The organism is Streptomyces sp. NPDC027189 (assembly GCF_055566975.1).
Window position 1 is genome coordinate 222,854 of the sequence record NZ_JBVHRI010000011.1, and the last position, 14,199, is coordinate 237,052.

Sequence of the window (14,199 nt, forward strand, 5' to 3'; positions counted from 1 at the left end):
GTGCCCACCCGTCTCCCGACCACCGCCCCTCAACGAGGCGCTGCGCGCCGCCCCTGTACCTGGGAGCCGCTCGATGCCGTACGCACTCTCCGCTGCCCGCGTGCTGGGCCTGACCTTGGTGTTGTCGATCACGGCACCGGTGCCCCGGGCCCTGGCCGACGACGGCTGGTCCGTGGTGCCGTCCGCCAGTACAGCTGATACGGCGGACGGTCGGCCGTACGTCTACGCGGAGGGCGCGCCCGGCACGGTTCTGCAGGACGCCGTCTCCGTGCTCAACCCGGACGCGAAGCCGCTCACCGTCCGGCTGCGCGGCGCGGACGCCGACAACACCAAGGGCGGCGGCTTCACCGTACGGAAGAAGCCGACGGACACCGGCGCGTGGATCGGCTTCGCGCGGGAGACGGACGGCCACCGGACGGCGGTGCGCGAGGTGTCCGTACGGGTTCCCGCGCACACCCGCGCCGACGTGCCGTTCACCCTGAGCGTCCCGGCGGGCGCGGCGCCCGGCGACCACCCCGGCGCGATCGTCGCGAGCGGCGGCGGCCGCTCCTCGGCGGTCCGGATCCAACTGCGGGTGAGCGGACCGACGTTGTCGGCGCTCACCGTCGAGCATGTCGCCGTTCGCGCCGGCCGGATCTCGTACGAGCTGGTCAATCGCGGCACCACCGTCCTCACCCCGAGGCTCGCGGTGCACGCCGACGGCGTCTTCGGCGAGCTCCTCGACCGCGCCCCGCGCACGCTGCCCCTCGAACTCCTGCCGGGCCGCCGCGTCACGCTCAGCGAACCGTGGCACGACACCCCGGCGCTGGACGCGGTCGACGTGCGGCTGACGGTGACGGCGGCGGACGGGGCGCGCGACACGGCGTCCGCGTCGACGCGGTTCGTGCCGTGGGGCGCGGTCGCGGGCGCCGGGGGCGGACTCGCGGCGCTGGTGGGTGCCTGGCTGGTGGTACGGCGACACAGGCGCCGTGGGCCGGGCGGCGAGGCGCGTGAGGAAGAGCCGCGTACGGAAGTCGAGTTGACGGGAGCGGTGTCGTGAGCGTCAAGGTGCGGATGGCGGCGCTGGGGGCGGTGCTCGCGCTCGTCCTGGTCCCGCTGACGGGGACGGCCGCTGTGTCCGCCGACGGGAAGCCGAGTGTGAAGCTGTCCAAGTCCCAGGCGGGGACGGGCGGTTCGATCACGGTGACCGGCAGCGGATGGCGGCCCAAGACCTTGCTGATGATGCTGATCTGCGGGCAGTCCGTGCCGTCCCGGGGCGTGATCGGCGGCACCAACTCCTGTGCCAACGCGGACGGCCGGGCCGTCACCACCGACGCGAAGGGCAATTTCAGCAAGCGGCTGCCGGTCGCCGAGCCGCCCAAGCCGTGTCCGTGCGTGGTGCACATCGCTACGGTCACGGGGGAGAAGGCGGAGGCGGACGCCATCTTCATGGTGGCCGGGCACTCGGTCGAGCCGCTGCCGAAGGAGGAGAGCGGCGGGCGGCTCTCGGTGCTGACGGACACCCGGCTCGACGGGTCGAGCGGCCTGCTGACCTGGTTCGGCTCGCCGCCCTCCCGCAAGCTCGTCTTCACCGTCGGCAATGTCGGCACCGCTCCCGTGAAGAACCCGGTCTTCCGGGTCGGCACCTCCCACGGGGTGTTCGCCCCGCAGTGGGAGGAACAGCAGTGGCGCGGCACGATCGCGCCCGGCCGGAAGGCGCAGATCAAACTCCCGGTCGAACTGTCGGCCGGTGCGCACGGCGACTACACGGTCTCCCTGAAGTACGGCGGCAAGGTGCTCGCCGAGCAGCCGTGGGGCGTGGGCCGCCCGTGGGGCGTGACCCTCTTCTGGATCCTGCTCTGCGTGGTCGTGCCGGGCGCGGTGTTCCGCATCGGGATGGCCGTCGTGGACCGGGTGCGGCCGCGCAGGTCGAACGGGCGCGGGGGCCGTCACCGGGGTCTGCGCCTGCCCGAACTCGCCCTGCGCATGCCGAAGTTGAGCCCGTCACCGGCCTCCGCGCCGGTGTCGTCGAAGACCTCCACGACCCCGACCCTGCCGTGGTTCACGCCGGACAGTGATCCGGGCACCACGGCGAACGGTCAGCTCTCCGCACCGCAAGAGAACAGCCCGACGACGAAGGGAAATACGTGAGCACGCAACGGAGAGTGGTACCGGCGGCCGGACGGAGAGTGAGCGCGGCCGGCGTCGCGCTGATGCTGGGCGGTGCGGGCATCCTGGTGGGTGTGGCCGCCGCCCCGGCGCAGGCCGCCGAGGTGTCGTACAAGACGGAGTGCGTTCCGCCCTCGATCTCCGGGCTCCCCCCGGTCGAGGGCACGACGAAGGTGGAGATCACCGCGCCCGCCGAGGCGAAGGTGGGCGACGAGGTCACCATCACCTGGAAGTTCGTCCAGGCGGCGTCGAAGAATCCCGACGTCATCGACCTGGAGAAGGACACGGTCAAGCCGACCGGCACGCTGAAGGCGGGCGGTGCGCAGACGGCGGACATCGCCATGGAAGGGCCCCGGTCGAACCCGGCGATCCCCAAGAACAGCGACATGAAACTGTCCGACATGACGGGCAAGCTGAAGCTGACGGCGGCGGGTGACGTCACGCTGACCCCGGACGCGTACAACATCAACGTCAGCAAGCCGGTGTCCACCGACACGAAGTGCACGCCCAAGGAGACGGTGCAGTCCGCGGCGACGATCAAGGTGACGGGAAGCGGAGGGAGTTCGGGCGGCACGACGGGTGGGCTTCCGACGGGGGCACCGACCCTGCCGACGGGGCTGCCGACGCTGCCGACGGAGCTGCCCACGGGCACCTCGACGCCGGCGCCGAGCGCGAGCGACACCGGAGGCAGTGACACGGGCGGCTCGGCCGGAGGCGACGACGGCGGGCAGACGGACTTCACCGGCAAGGAAGTCTCCATCCCCTACGAGTGCAAGACGCCCATCGGCGACAAGAGCGCCACGTCCCCCGTGCAGATCAACGCCAAGAAGAACGGCGGGAGTTTCGACCTCACCGTCCAGTTCAAGAAGTCCGTGATGGACAGCCCGGCCGACATCCCCGCGGACTCGGTCAAGCCGTCGATGGAGGTCGTGCTGGGCGGCTCCGACAAGGGCACGGTCCATGTCGAGGGCCCGACCAACGCCAAGGAGATCAAGTCGGGCGACCCGATCGAGATCCCCGACCTCACGGGCACCTACAAGCCCGGCGCGAGCGGCAGTTCGACCCTCTCCCCGGGCGTCCTGACCGTGCAGGCCCTGGGTACGACCACGACGTGCACGCCGTCCAAGACGGAGGTCTCCCTGACCCTGGACACCACGGAACAGGCGAGCGGCGCGTCGGGGGGCGGCTCGTCCGGCTCCGGCGGTACGTCGTCCAGCGGGGGTCTGGCCGAGACGGGCTCCGACAGCCACGGCGCGCTCAAGGCGCTCGGGCTGGTCTCCGGGACCGTGATCCTGCTCGGCGGAGCGGTCTTCACGTTCCTGCCGGGACGGCGCCTGCGCTGAGCCCGGGGGTTTATTCGCCCCCTCCGCCCCCTGAAAGGGGCGCGGGGAACTGCGCGATCCTTTAGGGGGGCTGGGGGCGCAGGCCCAGGTACGGGACGGGCAGGGGCGGAGGGGGCGAAGCAATCTCCACCCCAGGAGCCGAAGGGCCCCGCACCGAGTGGTGCGGGGCCCTTCGTATGGGCAAGTGTCACGCGTACGTCAGTGGACGTCGCCCATGAGCTGCTTGACCTTCTTGCGGTACATCCAGACCGCGACACCGGCGATCACGGCGAGCGTGGCCTCCAGGGCGACGATGCCCGTCTTGTTGAGGTCGACCTCGGCGATGGAGAGGAGGCCGGTCGTGGCGTCACCGGCGGTGACGGCCAGGAACCAGACACCCATCATCTGGGAGGCGTACTTCGCGGGGGCCATCTTCGTGGTGACGGAGAGGCCGACCGGAGAGAGCGTCAGCTCACCGACGGTCTGCACGAAGTAGATCGCGACCAGCCACATCGCGGCGGCCTTGTGACCGCCCTCGGCGATCGTCAGCGGAGCCAGGAAGAGGAAGAACGACGCACCGATCAGGATCAGACCCGACGCGAACTTCGTGGCCGTGCTCGGCTCCTTGCCGCGCTTGTTCAGCGCCAGCCACGCCCAGGCGAAGACCGGGGCGAGCGCCATGATCATGACCGGGTTGACGGACTGGTACCAGGAGACCGGGAACTCCCAGCCGAAGACGGTGTTCTCGGCGGACGAGTCGGCGAAGATCGACATCGTCGAGCCGCCCTGGTCGTAGATCATCCAGAAGACGGCCGCGGCGACGAAGAACCAGATGTACGCGGACATCTTCGACTGATCGGCGCGGTTCAGGTCCTTGTCCCGCTTGATGCGGCCGATGACCATGATCGGGATGATCAGACCGGCGAGCGTGATCGGGACCAGCAGCCAGTTCAGCGTGTAGTGACCGGAGAAGCCGACGATCGCGTAGAAGACGACGGCGACGGCGGCCCACAGCGCGGACTTGCGCAGCGTCGCGGCCTTCTCCTCGGCGGACAGCGGCGTGGGGACCTCGTGCGAGCGGGCGCTGAGGTGACGGCCGCCGAGCAGGTACTGGGCGAGGCCGAGGGCCATGCCGAGCGCGGCGAGCGCGAAGCCCAGGTGCCAGTTCACGTTCTCACCGACAGTGCCGATGATCAGCGGCGCGGCGAAGGCACCGAGGTTGATGCCGATGTAGAAGAGCGTGAAGCCACCGTCGCGGCGCGGGTCGTCCGGGCCGTCGTAGAGGTGGCCGACCATCGTGGAAATGTTGGCCTTGAGCAGACCGGAACCGATCGCGACGAGGCCGAGGCCGCCGTAGAAGGTGCCGGAGGTGGGCAGAGCCAGCGTGAGGTGGCCCAGCATGATGATCAGACCCGCGACGGCGACCGTCTTGCGGGGGCCGAGAACACGGTCGGCGAACCAGCCGCCCGGCAGGGCGAGCAGATACACGAGCGAGAGGTACACCGAGTAGATCGCGGTCGCGGTGGCCGCGCTCAGGTGCAGGCCGCCCGGTGCCACCAGGTACAGCGGGAGCAGTGCCTTCATGCCGTAGTAGGAGAAACGCTCCCACATCTCGGTCATGAAGAGAGTGGCCAGTCCGCGGGGGTGGCCGAAGAAGGTCTTCTCGGAACCGGAGGTACCCGCAGGGGCCGGGGGAACCGAGTCCTTCGTCAGGCTGGACGCCATGGTCGTTCCTTGCTGCTCGGGACGCGCTGAAAGAGGGGGTTGCGCGCCCGGTGGGGGCGGCCGGCACCGGCGGATTCGACGTCCGCCCCCACGCCCACGGGGAGGTCCGCTCCGGATTGCGAAGCGGCGGACGGCGACCACCGGGATCCACGCCCTTCACGCGTCAGCGCGCTCGGGCCCGGCCACAGGTCATTCCTTTCGAGGCTGGCGAACACCAGCCCGCACACAAAAGAGACCTTCAGCGTCAAACACTCGCCAAAGGTCCCGGTGTGGTGCTACAGGCGTCTGGTCACCATACGACATGTCAATGCCGCATATGGAAGGACTTGAGATATGGATCACAGGCGATCATGGAACCGCGGGCGCCCATTCGAAGGTGCTCAACAGCATCGCATCCCACAGCCGCAGGTAAGAATCACACTGGTGGCGGGTGTGAATCACGGAGGCAGATCACCCCACGGCAGTCGTCCGCGGCGGACTACCATCACCCCATGACCCGTGTACTGCTCGCCGAGGACGACGCGTCCATCTCGGAGCCGCTGGCCCGCGCACTGCGCCGGGAAGGCTACGAGGTCGAGGTGCGCGAGGACGGACCCACCGCGCTCGACGCCGGAATGCAGGGCGGCGTCGACCTGGTCGTTCTGGACCTGGGCCTGCCCGGCATGGACGGCCTGGAGGTGGCCCGCAGGCTGCGTGCCGAGGGCCACACCGTCCCGATCCTCATCCTGACCGCGCGCGCCGACGAGGTGGACACCGTCGTCGGCCTCGACGCGGGCGCCGACGACTACGTCACCAAGCCGTTCCGGCTCGCCGAACTCCTCGCCCGGGTACGGGCGCTGCTGCGGCGCGGCGCCGCCGAGCCGCAGCAGCCGCCCGCCACGCACGGAGTGCGCATCGACGTGGAGTCGCACCGCGCGTGGATGGGCGACGAGGAACTCCAGCTCACGGCCAAGGAGTTCGACCTGCTGCGGGTCCTCGTCCGTGACGCCGGACGCGTCGTCACCCGTGACCAGCTCATGCGCGAGGTCTGGGACACCACGTGGTGGTCGTCCACCAAGACCCTCGACATGCACATCTCCTGGCTCCGCAAGAAGCTGGGCGACGACGCGGCGAATCCTCGCTACATCGCGACGGTACGAGGCGTGGGCTTCCGCTTCGAGAAGAGCTGAGGCCGACCGGGGCTGCCGACGGTCCCAGCCGCGGGCAGTCGTGCCGCTGGGGCGATGGGGGTCCCCTGCTCGAGCGGAGCCGAGAGCTTGGGGGAGGGTGCGCGCAGTGGCACCCCGTGGGCGCCGGGCTCGCCACCCCACCCCCGACCAGCCCGATTGCCGGGCGCGGTGCCAACCGGGGGCACACTAGGTCACCGTAAGCAACCCGCCCGGAGGACCCCGTGCGTCGCCGTCTCATCCAGTCCACGCTCGCCGTCGTGCTCGTGGTGATCGCCGTCTTCGGCGTATCCCTCGTCATCGTCGAGACCCGCACGATCAGCAACAGCGCCCAGGAGCGGGTGGACTCCGAGGCCCTGCGCCTGGCCAGCATCGTGGACAGCCGCATCCTCGGCGACGAGAACATCACCGCGGCGGTCTTCAAGAACCAGGTCGCGGACCAGCGCTACGCCGTGATCAGGATCCCCGGCCGCCCGCCCATCGAGGTCGGCACCGAGCCCATCGGCGACGTCATCCACTCCACCGCCAAGGGCGAGGAGGGCGAGACCGTCACCGTCGAGGAGCCGCGCTCGTCGGTGACCCGCGAAGTCGGCCGCACGCTCCTGATCATCGGCGCCGTCGCCCTGCTCGCGATCGTCGCCGCCGTCCTGCTCGCGGTGCGCCAGGCCAACCGCCTGGCCTCCCCGCTCACCGACCTCGCCGAGACCGCGGAACGGCTCGGCTCCGGCGACCCCCGCCCGCGCCACAAGCGGTACGGCGTCCCGGAGCTGGACCGCGTCGCCGACGTCCTGGACGGCAGCGCGGAGCGCATCGCGCGGATGCTCACCGCCGAGCGCCGCCTCGCCGCCGACGCCTCCCACCAGCTCCGTACGCCCCTCACGGCGCTCTCGATGCGTCTGGAGGAGATCACGCTCACCGATGACCCGGACACGGTGAAGGAGGAGGCGACGATCGCGTTGGCGCAGGTGGAGCGCCTCACGGACGTAGTCGAGCGCCTGCTCACCAATGCCCGCGACCCGCGCACCGGCTCCGCCGTCTCCTTCGACCTCGACGAGGTCATCAAGCAGCAGCTGGAGGAGTGGCGCCCGGCCTACCGCAGCGCGGGCCGCGCCATCGTCAGCTCGGGCAAGCGGCACCTGCAGGCGGTCGGCACGCCCGGCGCGGTCGCGCAGGTCCTGGCGGCGCTGATCGAGAACTCCCTCATGCACGGCGGCGGCACCGTCGCCCTGCGTACCCGCGTGACCGGCAACCAGGCCGTCGTCGAGGTCACCGACGAGGGCCCCGGCGTCCCCACCGACCTGGGCGCCCGGATCTTCGAGCGCACGATCAGCGGCCGCAACTCCACGGGGATCGGGCTCGCCGTCGCCCGCGACCTGGCGGAGGCCGACGGGGGCCGCCTCGAGATGCTCCAGGCCCAGCCGCCGGTCTTCGGCCTGTTCCTCTCCCGCACCCCACTGAAGAGGCCCCCGACAACCGAGGAAGACGAGCACACGGTCAGGTAGCGGCGGGTGGAGAGCCGCCGGCCGCGAAGCCGCCAAATCGCTTCAGTTCACCTTGGCTCGCGGCCGAGGCTGCGACCCCGCGTCGAGGAACGATTCCGCACTGGCCACGGCCTCCCGCGCCGGCAGCGCCCGGAACACCCATGTGCGGTACGACCAGAACCGGAACAGCGTCGCGACCCCGATGCCGAGGAACTTGAAGACGTTGCTCTGCAGCGGGGTGTCCCAGCCGAACCCGTACGTCGCGGCGTACAGCACGCCGTTCTCGATGACCAGCCCCACCACGCTGAACAGCAGGAAGAGCGTCAGCTCCTTGGTGCGGCCACCCTTGTCGCGGTCCCGGTACGTGAAGTAGCGGAACCCGATGTAGTTGAAGATGATCGCGACGACGGTGGCGATGACACTGGCCCGCACGACCTGGAGCCCGGTGACATGGCGTACCAGGTTGAACACGAGCAGGTTGACGAGCAGCCCCGCCCCACCGACCGCGCCGAACTTCGCGACCTCCCGGAAAAGCTGGTCGAACCGGCGGCGAACCGCGCTGCGAGACGTCGCATGAGACCCCGATGAAGCACTGCCCATGGTGTCGCCAGCCCCCGTCGGTGGATACGTCGGTCGAATACGTCAACCCCGCCATGCTAACCAGCGGCTCTCTCCGACGCCTGTGCACTGGCTCATAGGTAAGAAAACAGGCGGTCACAGGCTCGGAAGGCGTGGCGTACCGGCGCGGAAATCGGCCACCGTGGCGCGGCCGATACTCTTGGAGCGTGACGTTCCCGGTAGTCGGCATGGTCGGCGGGGGCCAGCTCGCTCGTATGACACACGAGGCGGGCATCCCGCTCGGCATCAAGTTCAAGCTCCTCAGTGACACCCCTCAGGAATCCGCGGCGCAGGTCGTCAGCGATGTCGTCATCGGCGACTATCGCGACCTCGACACGCTGCGTGACTTCGCGCGGGGCTGCGACGTGATCACCTTCGATCACGAACACGTACCCACCGAGCACCTGCGCGCCCTGGAGGCGGACGGCATCCCCGTCCGCCCGGGGCCCGACGCGCTCGTGCACGCCCAGGACAAGGGCGTGATGCGCGCGAGGCTCGACGAGATCGGTGTGCCGTGCCCACGGCACCGCATCGTGAGCGACGTCGACGACGTCGCCGCGTTCGCGGCGGAAGGCCTCGCCGAAGGCGACGAGGGCGACGGCTTCCCGATCATCCTGAAGACGGTCCGCGGCGGCTACGACGGCAAGGGCGTCTGGTTCGTCCGGTCGATCGAGGAGGCGGCCGACCCCTTCCGCGCCGGCGTCCCCGTCCTCGCCGAGGAGAAGGTCGACTTCGTACGGGAACTCGCGGCGAACGTCGTCCGCTCCCCGCACGGCCAGGCGGTCGCGTACCCCGTCGTCGAGTCCCAGCAGGTCGACGGCGTCTGCGACACGGTGATCGCCCCCGCCCCCGGCATAGCGCAGGAGCTCGCCCTCCAGGCCGAGGAACTCGCCCTGCGCATCGCCAAGGAACTCGGCGTGGTCGGCCACCTGGCCGTCGAGCTCTTCGAGACGGCGGACGGCCGCATCCTCGTCAACGAACTGGCCATGCGCCCGCACAACTCGGGCCACTGGACCCAGGACGGGGCGATCACCTCCCAGTTCGCCAACCACGTCCGCGCGGTGCTCGACCTCCCCCTCGGCGACCCGCGCCCGCGCACCAAGTGGACGGTCATGGCGAACGTCCTCGGCGGCGACTACCCGGACATGTACTCCGCGTACCTGCACTGCATGGCCCGCGACCCCCAGCTGAAGATCCACATGTACGGCAAGGACGTGAAGCCCGGCCGCAAGGTCGGCCACGTCAACACCTACGGCGACGACCTGGAAGACGTCCTTGAGCGTGCCCGCCACGCAGCCGGTTACCTGAGAGGCACGATCACCGAATGAGCCCAGTTGTAGGCATCGTCATGGGGTCGGACTCCGACTGGCCCGTCATGGAAGCGGCCGCGCAGGCGCTGGACGAGTTCGAGATCCCGTACGAGGTGGATGTCGTCTCCGCGCACCGCATGCCGCACGAGATGATCGCGTACGGCGAGCAGGCCGCCGAGCGCGGGCTCAAGGCGATCATCGCCGGCGCGGGCGGCGCCGCCCATCTGCCCGGCATGCTCGCGTCGGTCACCCCGCTGCCCGTCATCGGCGTGCCCGTCCCGCTGAAGTACCTCGACGGCATGGACAGCCTGCTGTCGATCGTGCAGATGCCGGCCGGTGTCCCGGTCGCGACCGTCTCGGTCGGCGGCGCGCGCAACGCGGGCCTGCTGGCCGCCCGGATGCTCGCCGCGCACGACGAGGAGCTCCTCGGCCGTATGCGGGAGTTCCAGCAGGAACTGAACGACCAGGCCACCGAGAAGGGAAAGCGGCTGCGCTCCAAGGTCGAGGGCGCGGGCAACGGCTTCGGCTTCGGGAAGTGACGCGGATGTCGTCCCTCGATGAGGCCCGCGCACTCCTGGCCGACTTTCCGGTCGTCGACGGCCACAACGACCTCCCCTGGGCACTGCGCGAGCAGGTCCGCTACAACCTCGCCGCCCGCGACATCGCCGCCGACCAGAGCGCGCACCTGCACACGGACCTGGCGCGCCTGCGCGCGGGCGGCGTGGGCGCCCAGTACTGGTCGGTGTACGTCCGCTCGGACCTGCCCGGCGCGGTCACGGCCACCCTCGAACAGATCGACTGCGTACGGCAGTTGATCGACCGCCACCCGTCGGACCTGCGCGCCGCGCTGACGGCCGCCGACATGGAGGCGGCGCGCGCGGAGGGCCGTATCGCCTCGCTGATGGGCGCGGAGGGCGGGCACTCCATAGACAACTCCCTCGGCGCACTGCGGGGGCTGTACGCGCTGGGTGTCCGCTACATGACGCTCACCCACAACGACAACATCGCGTGGGCGGACTCGGCCACCGACGTCCCCGCCGTGGGCGGTCTGTCGGCCTTCGGCCGTGAGGTCGTACGGGAGATGAACCGCGAGGGCATGCTCGTGGACCTCTCGCACGTGGCCGCGACGACGATGCGCGACGCGCTGGACACTTCCGTCGCGCCGGTTATCTTCTCCCACTCCTCCTCGCGCGCGGTGTGCGACCACCCGCGCAACATCCCGGACGACGTCCTGGAGCGGCTGCCCGCCAACGGGGGAGTGGCGATGGTGACGTTCGTACCGAAGTTCGTCCTCCAGGCGGCGGTCGACTGGACGGCCGCGGCCGACGAGAACATGCGCGCGAACGGTTTCCACCACCTCGACACCACCCCCGAGGCCATGAAGGTCCACCGCGCCTTCGAGGAGTCGTACCCGCGCCCCGTCGCGACGGTGGCGACGGTCGCCGACCACCTCGACCACATGCGCGAGGTCGCCGGGATCGACCACGTCGGCATCGGCGGCGACTACGACGGCACGGCGTTCACCCCGGACGGCCTGGGCGACGTCTCCGGCTATCCGAACCTGATCGCCGAGCTGCTGGACCGCGGCTGGTCGTCCACCGATGTTGCCAAGCTGACCTGGCAGAACGCCGTACGAGTGCTGGGCGCGGCCGAGGCCGTGGCCCGCGATCTCCGGGCGAAGCGGGGCCCGTCGAACGCGACGCTGGAGCAACTGGACGGCTGAGTACCCCAGGGCCGCATACCTGGTGGGCGGGACGTACCCCCAAACGCCCCGCCCACCAGGAAGCCCCGCGGGCTCCGTGCAACGGTGGCGGTACTGCGATCACCGTCCACTCCACCCCACGGAGCCTGTCATGGCAGAACTGCAGGACGAACTGCACGCCACCGCCGAGGTGGGAGAGCTCGACCGGACCGTTGCCTGGCCGGAGGCGGAGTGCCTGGACACCACGGAGACCGCCCCGGGGACGGACCCGCTGGAGCGGGCCCACGCCTTCCTGGCGGGCCACCCCGTCGCCGACGGTTACAGCGGTCTGCCCTGGGCGCTTCGACACCTGCCGTGGTTCGATCTGGAGCTGGGCGAGAGCGCCGTGGACACGGATGTGCCGAGGATGCGGGAAGGGCACGTGGGCGCGCTGTTCTGGTCGCTGCACCTGCCCGAGGGGCTCGCCGGGGAGCGGGCCCTCGGCGCCACCCTGGAGCAGCTGGACCTGGTGAAGACGGTGGTCCGTGCGCACCCCGATGGCCTGCGCATGGCGCACAGCGCCGCCGAGATCAGCGACGCCCAGCACTGCGGCCGGGTGGCCGTCGTGCTCGGCCCCGCCCGCGCCGACGCGCTCGGCGACTCGCTCGGCATCCTGCGTTCCCTGCACACGCTCGGCCTGCGCATCCTCACGCTGTCGGGTGCCTCCTGGGCGAGCGAGGCGGGCCTGACCCGGTTCGGCGAGGAGGTGCTTCGCGAGATGAACCGCCTGGGCGTGCTCGCCGACCTCTCCGACACCTCGGAGGCCACGATCAGCCGTGCCCTCGCGGCCTCCAAGTCCCCGGTCCTGTTCACCCGCTCCGCGGCCTGGGCGCTGCGCCCCCATCCGGCCAACCTCCCCGACGACGTTCTCGTCGCACTGGGCGTCGCCAAGGGCCTGTGCCTCGTCCCGCTCACGGCCGAGCAGACCGGCCCGTCCGTACGGGACGTCGCCGATCACCTCGACCACGTCCGCGCCCTCGCCGGAGCGGAGTGCGTCGGCCTCTCGGGGACGTACGACTCCGGAGCCGCTCACCCGCAGGATCTGGCCGACGCGTCCTGCTACCCGTACCTGATCGCCGAGCTGCTCTCCCGCGGCTGGTCAGAGACCGATCTCGCGCTGCTCACCCGGGGCAATGTCCAGCGGGTGCTGCGCAGCGCGGACTTCACGGCCCGCGCCGCCCAGCAGCGCCGCGAGCCGTCGACGTCGAAGATCGCCGAGCTGGACGGATAGCCGACCGTACCGTCACGAGTGGCCCGGTACCGGTGGTCGATTACGGGTGGCCCATGACGGGTGGTCGATCAGGAGTGGCCGATCACGGGTGCTCGATCCTGCAGAGGCAGAACGGATGCCCCGCCGGATCGGCGTACACCTGGAAGTCCTTCTTCTCCCGGTCCTCCAGGTCCAGCGGCCGCGCCCCCAGCGCCAGCACCTTCTCGTGGGCCGCGTCGACCTCCGCCCAGGTGGACCCGGCGTCGAAGTCGATGTGGAACTGCTGCGAGTTCCGGTCGGCCCGCGGCCACTCCGGCGGGGTGTGGCCGTCCGCCCGCTGGAAGGCCAGCCGCGGCCCGTCCGGAATCCGGAGTACGACCCAGTCGTCGTCCTCGGCCTGGGGTGTGCCGCCGCCCACCTGGGCGTAGAAGTCGGCGAGCGCGCGCGGGTCGGGGCAGTCGATCACGACGGAACGAAAACGTGCCACAGCCGGCATGAGTCCTCCAGGGTCAGCAGGCGCAGAGACAGAACGGATGCCCCGCCGGGTCGGCGTACACACGCCAGGAGCGCGACCGGTCGTCGGCGTCCAGCGGCTTCGCGCCGAGGGTGAGCACGCCCAGCTCCGCCGTGTCCAGATCGTCGACGGTCAGGTCCAGATGGAACTGCTGCGATTCGGCGGGCGCGGGCCACTTCGGCGGTACGTGCCCCGGTGCCGCCTGGAAGGCCAGCGACTGCCCGCCGGGCACCGTCAGGTCCACCCAGTCTCCGTCGCCCTCGACGGTGCCGCCCAGCACCTCGGCGTAGAACCCGGCGAGCGCACGCGGGTCGGGACAGTCCAGGACGACGACGCCCAGTTTGGCGAGAGCCATGACTTCCTCCTGATCGGCACTTGTTACCTGTAGAAGGCCTTATGCGGTAACTATGGTTACTGCATGCTCTCGCATTGGAGGTAACGTCGCAAGCATGAGTGAGAGATCGCCCGCACCCGGGGGACTGGCCCTCGTGGAGGCCCTGGTGAACACCGTGGACCTGGAGTCGGGCGCCGACACGCTGGACACGGCCGAGGGGCGTGCCGCGTTCGGTGTCGCGGAGCGGGACGTGGCCGATGTACGAGAGCTGCGCGAGTCCTTGCGGGCCGTGTGTCTGGCGCACGCCGGTCACGCCCCGCACCGCGAGGTGACGCCCCTGGGCGAGCTGCTGGCGCGGGCGCCGCTGTACGTGGCGGTCGACGAGCGGGACGGCTCGGCGGCCCTCGCCCCGGCCGACGCGGGCCCGCTGCTCTCCCGCGTCGCCGCGGCCGTGGCGGAGGCGCTCACGGCGGGCACCTGGCTCCGCCTCAAGGCCTGCGAACTGCCCGAGTGCCACTGGGCGTACTACGACCGCAGCCCGGCCGGCCGGGGTCGCTGGTGCTCGATGGCGGTGTGCGGCGCGCGCGCGAAGATGCGGCGGTACCGCGCCAAGGAGTCGTAGGGCAGCGG

14 protein-coding genes are annotated in these 14,199 nt (G+C 70.7%); 10 read left to right on the forward strand and 4 right to left on the reverse strand.

Annotation, left to right across the window (positions count from 1 at the left end; translation table 11 throughout):
• The first annotated feature begins 73 nt into the window (after positions 1-73).
• The 3 genes from ACZ4RZ_RS26420 to ACZ4RZ_RS26430 are packed head-to-tail and all read left to right on the forward strand — an operon-like array spanning position 74 to position 3,491.
• A complete protein-coding gene (locus ACZ4RZ_RS26420) occupies positions 74-1,039 on the forward strand; it encodes a COG1470 family protein (RefSeq protein WP_467748135.1) in 966 nt (321 codons plus the stop codon).
• 14 nt (positions 1,040-1,053) lie between these two features.
• Complete coding sequence (locus ACZ4RZ_RS26425) at positions 1,054-2,130, forward strand: hypothetical protein (RefSeq protein ID WP_467748248.1); 1,077 nt, start codon at positions 1,054-1,056, stop codon at positions 2,128-2,130.
• 38 nt (positions 2,131-2,168) lie between these two features.
• The gene (locus tag ACZ4RZ_RS26430; RefSeq protein WP_467748137.1) at positions 2,169-3,491 is read left to right on the forward strand and encodes a hypothetical protein; all 1,323 of its coding nucleotides are present in this window, start codon (positions 2,169-2,171) and stop codon (positions 3,489-3,491) included.
• A 198-nt stretch (positions 3,492-3,689) separates the two neighbouring features.
• Here ACZ4RZ_RS26430 and ACZ4RZ_RS26435 read toward each other — a convergent pair whose 3' ends face one another.
• A complete protein-coding gene (locus ACZ4RZ_RS26435; RefSeq protein WP_467748138.1) occupies positions 3,690-5,195 on the reverse strand; it encodes an oligopeptide:H+ symporter in 1,506 nt (501 codons plus the stop codon).
• A gap of 491 nt (positions 5,196-5,686) precedes the next feature.
• On the opposite strand from ACZ4RZ_RS26435, the gene ACZ4RZ_RS26440 reads away from it, so the two are divergent.
• Both ACZ4RZ_RS26440 and ACZ4RZ_RS26445 read left to right on the forward strand, forming a co-directional pair.
• Positions 5,687-6,364 carry a response regulator transcription factor gene (locus ACZ4RZ_RS26440; RefSeq protein WP_018566970.1) on the forward strand — a complete coding sequence of 226 codons (678 nt, stop codon included), beginning with the start codon at positions 5,687-5,689 and terminating at the stop codon, positions 6,362-6,364.
• A 221-nt stretch (positions 6,365-6,585) separates the two neighbouring features.
• Positions 6,586-7,863, forward strand: a complete 1,278-nt coding sequence (locus tag ACZ4RZ_RS26445; RefSeq protein ID WP_467748140.1) for an ATP-binding protein — start codon at positions 6,586-6,588, stop codon at positions 7,861-7,863.
• A 42-nt stretch (positions 7,864-7,905) separates the two neighbouring features.
• Here ACZ4RZ_RS26445 and ACZ4RZ_RS26450 read toward each other — a convergent pair whose 3' ends face one another.
• Positions 7,906-8,442, reverse strand: coding sequence for a GtrA family protein (locus ACZ4RZ_RS26450; RefSeq protein ID WP_467748142.1), 537 nt, complete (start codon positions 8,440-8,442; stop codon positions 7,906-7,908).
• Between the two features lie 185 nt (positions 8,443-8,627).
• Here ACZ4RZ_RS26450 and ACZ4RZ_RS26455 point away from each other — a divergent pair, with 185 nt between their 5' ends.
• The 4 genes from ACZ4RZ_RS26455 (at position 8,628) to ACZ4RZ_RS26470 (ending at position 12,742) form a co-directional block, all read left to right on the forward strand.
• On the forward strand, positions 8,628-9,788 hold the full coding sequence (locus tag ACZ4RZ_RS26455) for a 5-(carboxyamino)imidazole ribonucleotide synthase (RefSeq protein ID WP_467748143.1): 1,161 nt from the start codon (positions 8,628-8,630) through the stop codon (positions 9,786-9,788).
• Positions 9,785-10,309 (forward strand): 5-(carboxyamino)imidazole ribonucleotide mutase, encoded by a 525-nt coding sequence (gene purE, locus ACZ4RZ_RS26460; protein ID WP_467748145.1) that lies wholly within the window; start codon positions 9,785-9,787, stop codon positions 10,307-10,309. Before ACZ4RZ_RS26455 ends, purE begins: the two co-directional genes overlap by 4 nt.
• Positions 10,310-10,314: 5 nt before the next feature.
• Positions 10,315-11,493, forward strand: coding sequence for a dipeptidase (locus tag ACZ4RZ_RS26465; protein ID WP_467748147.1), 1,179 nt, complete (start codon positions 10,315-10,317; stop codon positions 11,491-11,493).
• A gap of 130 nt (positions 11,494-11,623) precedes the next feature.
• Positions 11,624-12,742: a dipeptidase gene (locus ACZ4RZ_RS26470; protein ID WP_467748149.1), complete on the forward strand. Its 1,119-nt coding sequence runs from the start codon at positions 11,624-11,626 to the stop codon at positions 12,740-12,742.
• Between the two features lie 82 nt (positions 12,743-12,824).
• On the opposite strand, the gene ACZ4RZ_RS26475 is transcribed toward ACZ4RZ_RS26470, so the two are convergent.
• Both ACZ4RZ_RS26475 and ACZ4RZ_RS26480 read right to left on the reverse strand, forming a co-directional pair.
• A complete protein-coding gene (locus tag ACZ4RZ_RS26475) occupies positions 12,825-13,217 on the reverse strand; it encodes a VOC family protein (protein ID WP_467748151.1) in 393 nt (130 codons plus the stop codon).
• Positions 13,218-13,230: 13 nt separating this feature from the next.
• Entirely contained in the window at positions 13,231-13,590 is a 360-nt protein-coding gene (locus tag ACZ4RZ_RS26480) for a VOC family protein (protein WP_467748153.1), read from the reverse strand.
• A gap of 94 nt (positions 13,591-13,684) precedes the next feature.
• On the opposite strand from ACZ4RZ_RS26480, the gene ACZ4RZ_RS26485 reads away from it, so the two are divergent.
• A complete protein-coding gene (locus tag ACZ4RZ_RS26485) occupies positions 13,685-14,191 on the forward strand; it encodes a CGNR zinc finger domain-containing protein (RefSeq protein WP_467748155.1) in 507 nt (168 codons plus the stop codon).
• Positions 14,192-14,199: the final 8 nt, after the last annotated feature.

Excerpts from the sequence above, each read along its gene's own strand:
- ACZ4RZ_RS26420 (WP_467748135.1), top strand. The coding sequence starts at position 74 with ATGCCGTACGCACTCTCCGCTGCCCGCGTGCTGGGCCTGACCTTGGTG.
- ACZ4RZ_RS26425 (WP_467748248.1), top strand. The coding sequence starts at position 1,054 with ATGGCGGCGCTGGGGGCGGTGCTCGCGCTCGTCCTGGTCCCGCTGACG.
- ACZ4RZ_RS26435 (WP_467748138.1), bottom strand. The coding sequence starts at position 5,195 with ATGGCGTCCAGCCTGACGAAGGACTCGGTTCCCCCGGCCCCTGCGGGT.
- ACZ4RZ_RS26440 (WP_018566970.1), top strand. The coding sequence starts at position 5,687 with ATGACCCGTGTACTGCTCGCCGAGGACGACGCGTCCATCTCGGAGCCG.
- ACZ4RZ_RS26450 (WP_467748142.1), bottom strand. The coding sequence starts at position 8,442 with ATGGGCAGTGCTTCATCGGGGTCTCATGCGACGTCTCGCAGCGCGGTT.
- purE (WP_467748145.1), top strand. The coding sequence starts at position 9,785 with ATGAGCCCAGTTGTAGGCATCGTCATGGGGTCGGACTCCGACTGGCCC.
- ACZ4RZ_RS26465 (WP_467748147.1), top strand. The coding sequence starts at position 10,315 with ATGTCGTCCCTCGATGAGGCCCGCGCACTCCTGGCCGACTTTCCGGTC.
- ACZ4RZ_RS26470 (WP_467748149.1), top strand. The coding sequence starts at position 11,624 with ATGGCAGAACTGCAGGACGAACTGCACGCCACCGCCGAGGTGGGAGAG.
- ACZ4RZ_RS26475 (WP_467748151.1), bottom strand. The coding sequence starts at position 13,217 with ATGCCGGCTGTGGCACGTTTTCGTTCCGTCGTGATCGACTGCCCCGAC.
- ACZ4RZ_RS26480 (WP_467748153.1), bottom strand. The coding sequence starts at position 13,590 with ATGGCTCTCGCCAAACTGGGCGTCGTCGTCCTGGACTGTCCCGACCCG.
- ACZ4RZ_RS26485 (WP_467748155.1), top strand. The coding sequence starts at position 13,685 with ATGAGTGAGAGATCGCCCGCACCCGGGGGACTGGCCCTCGTGGAGGCC.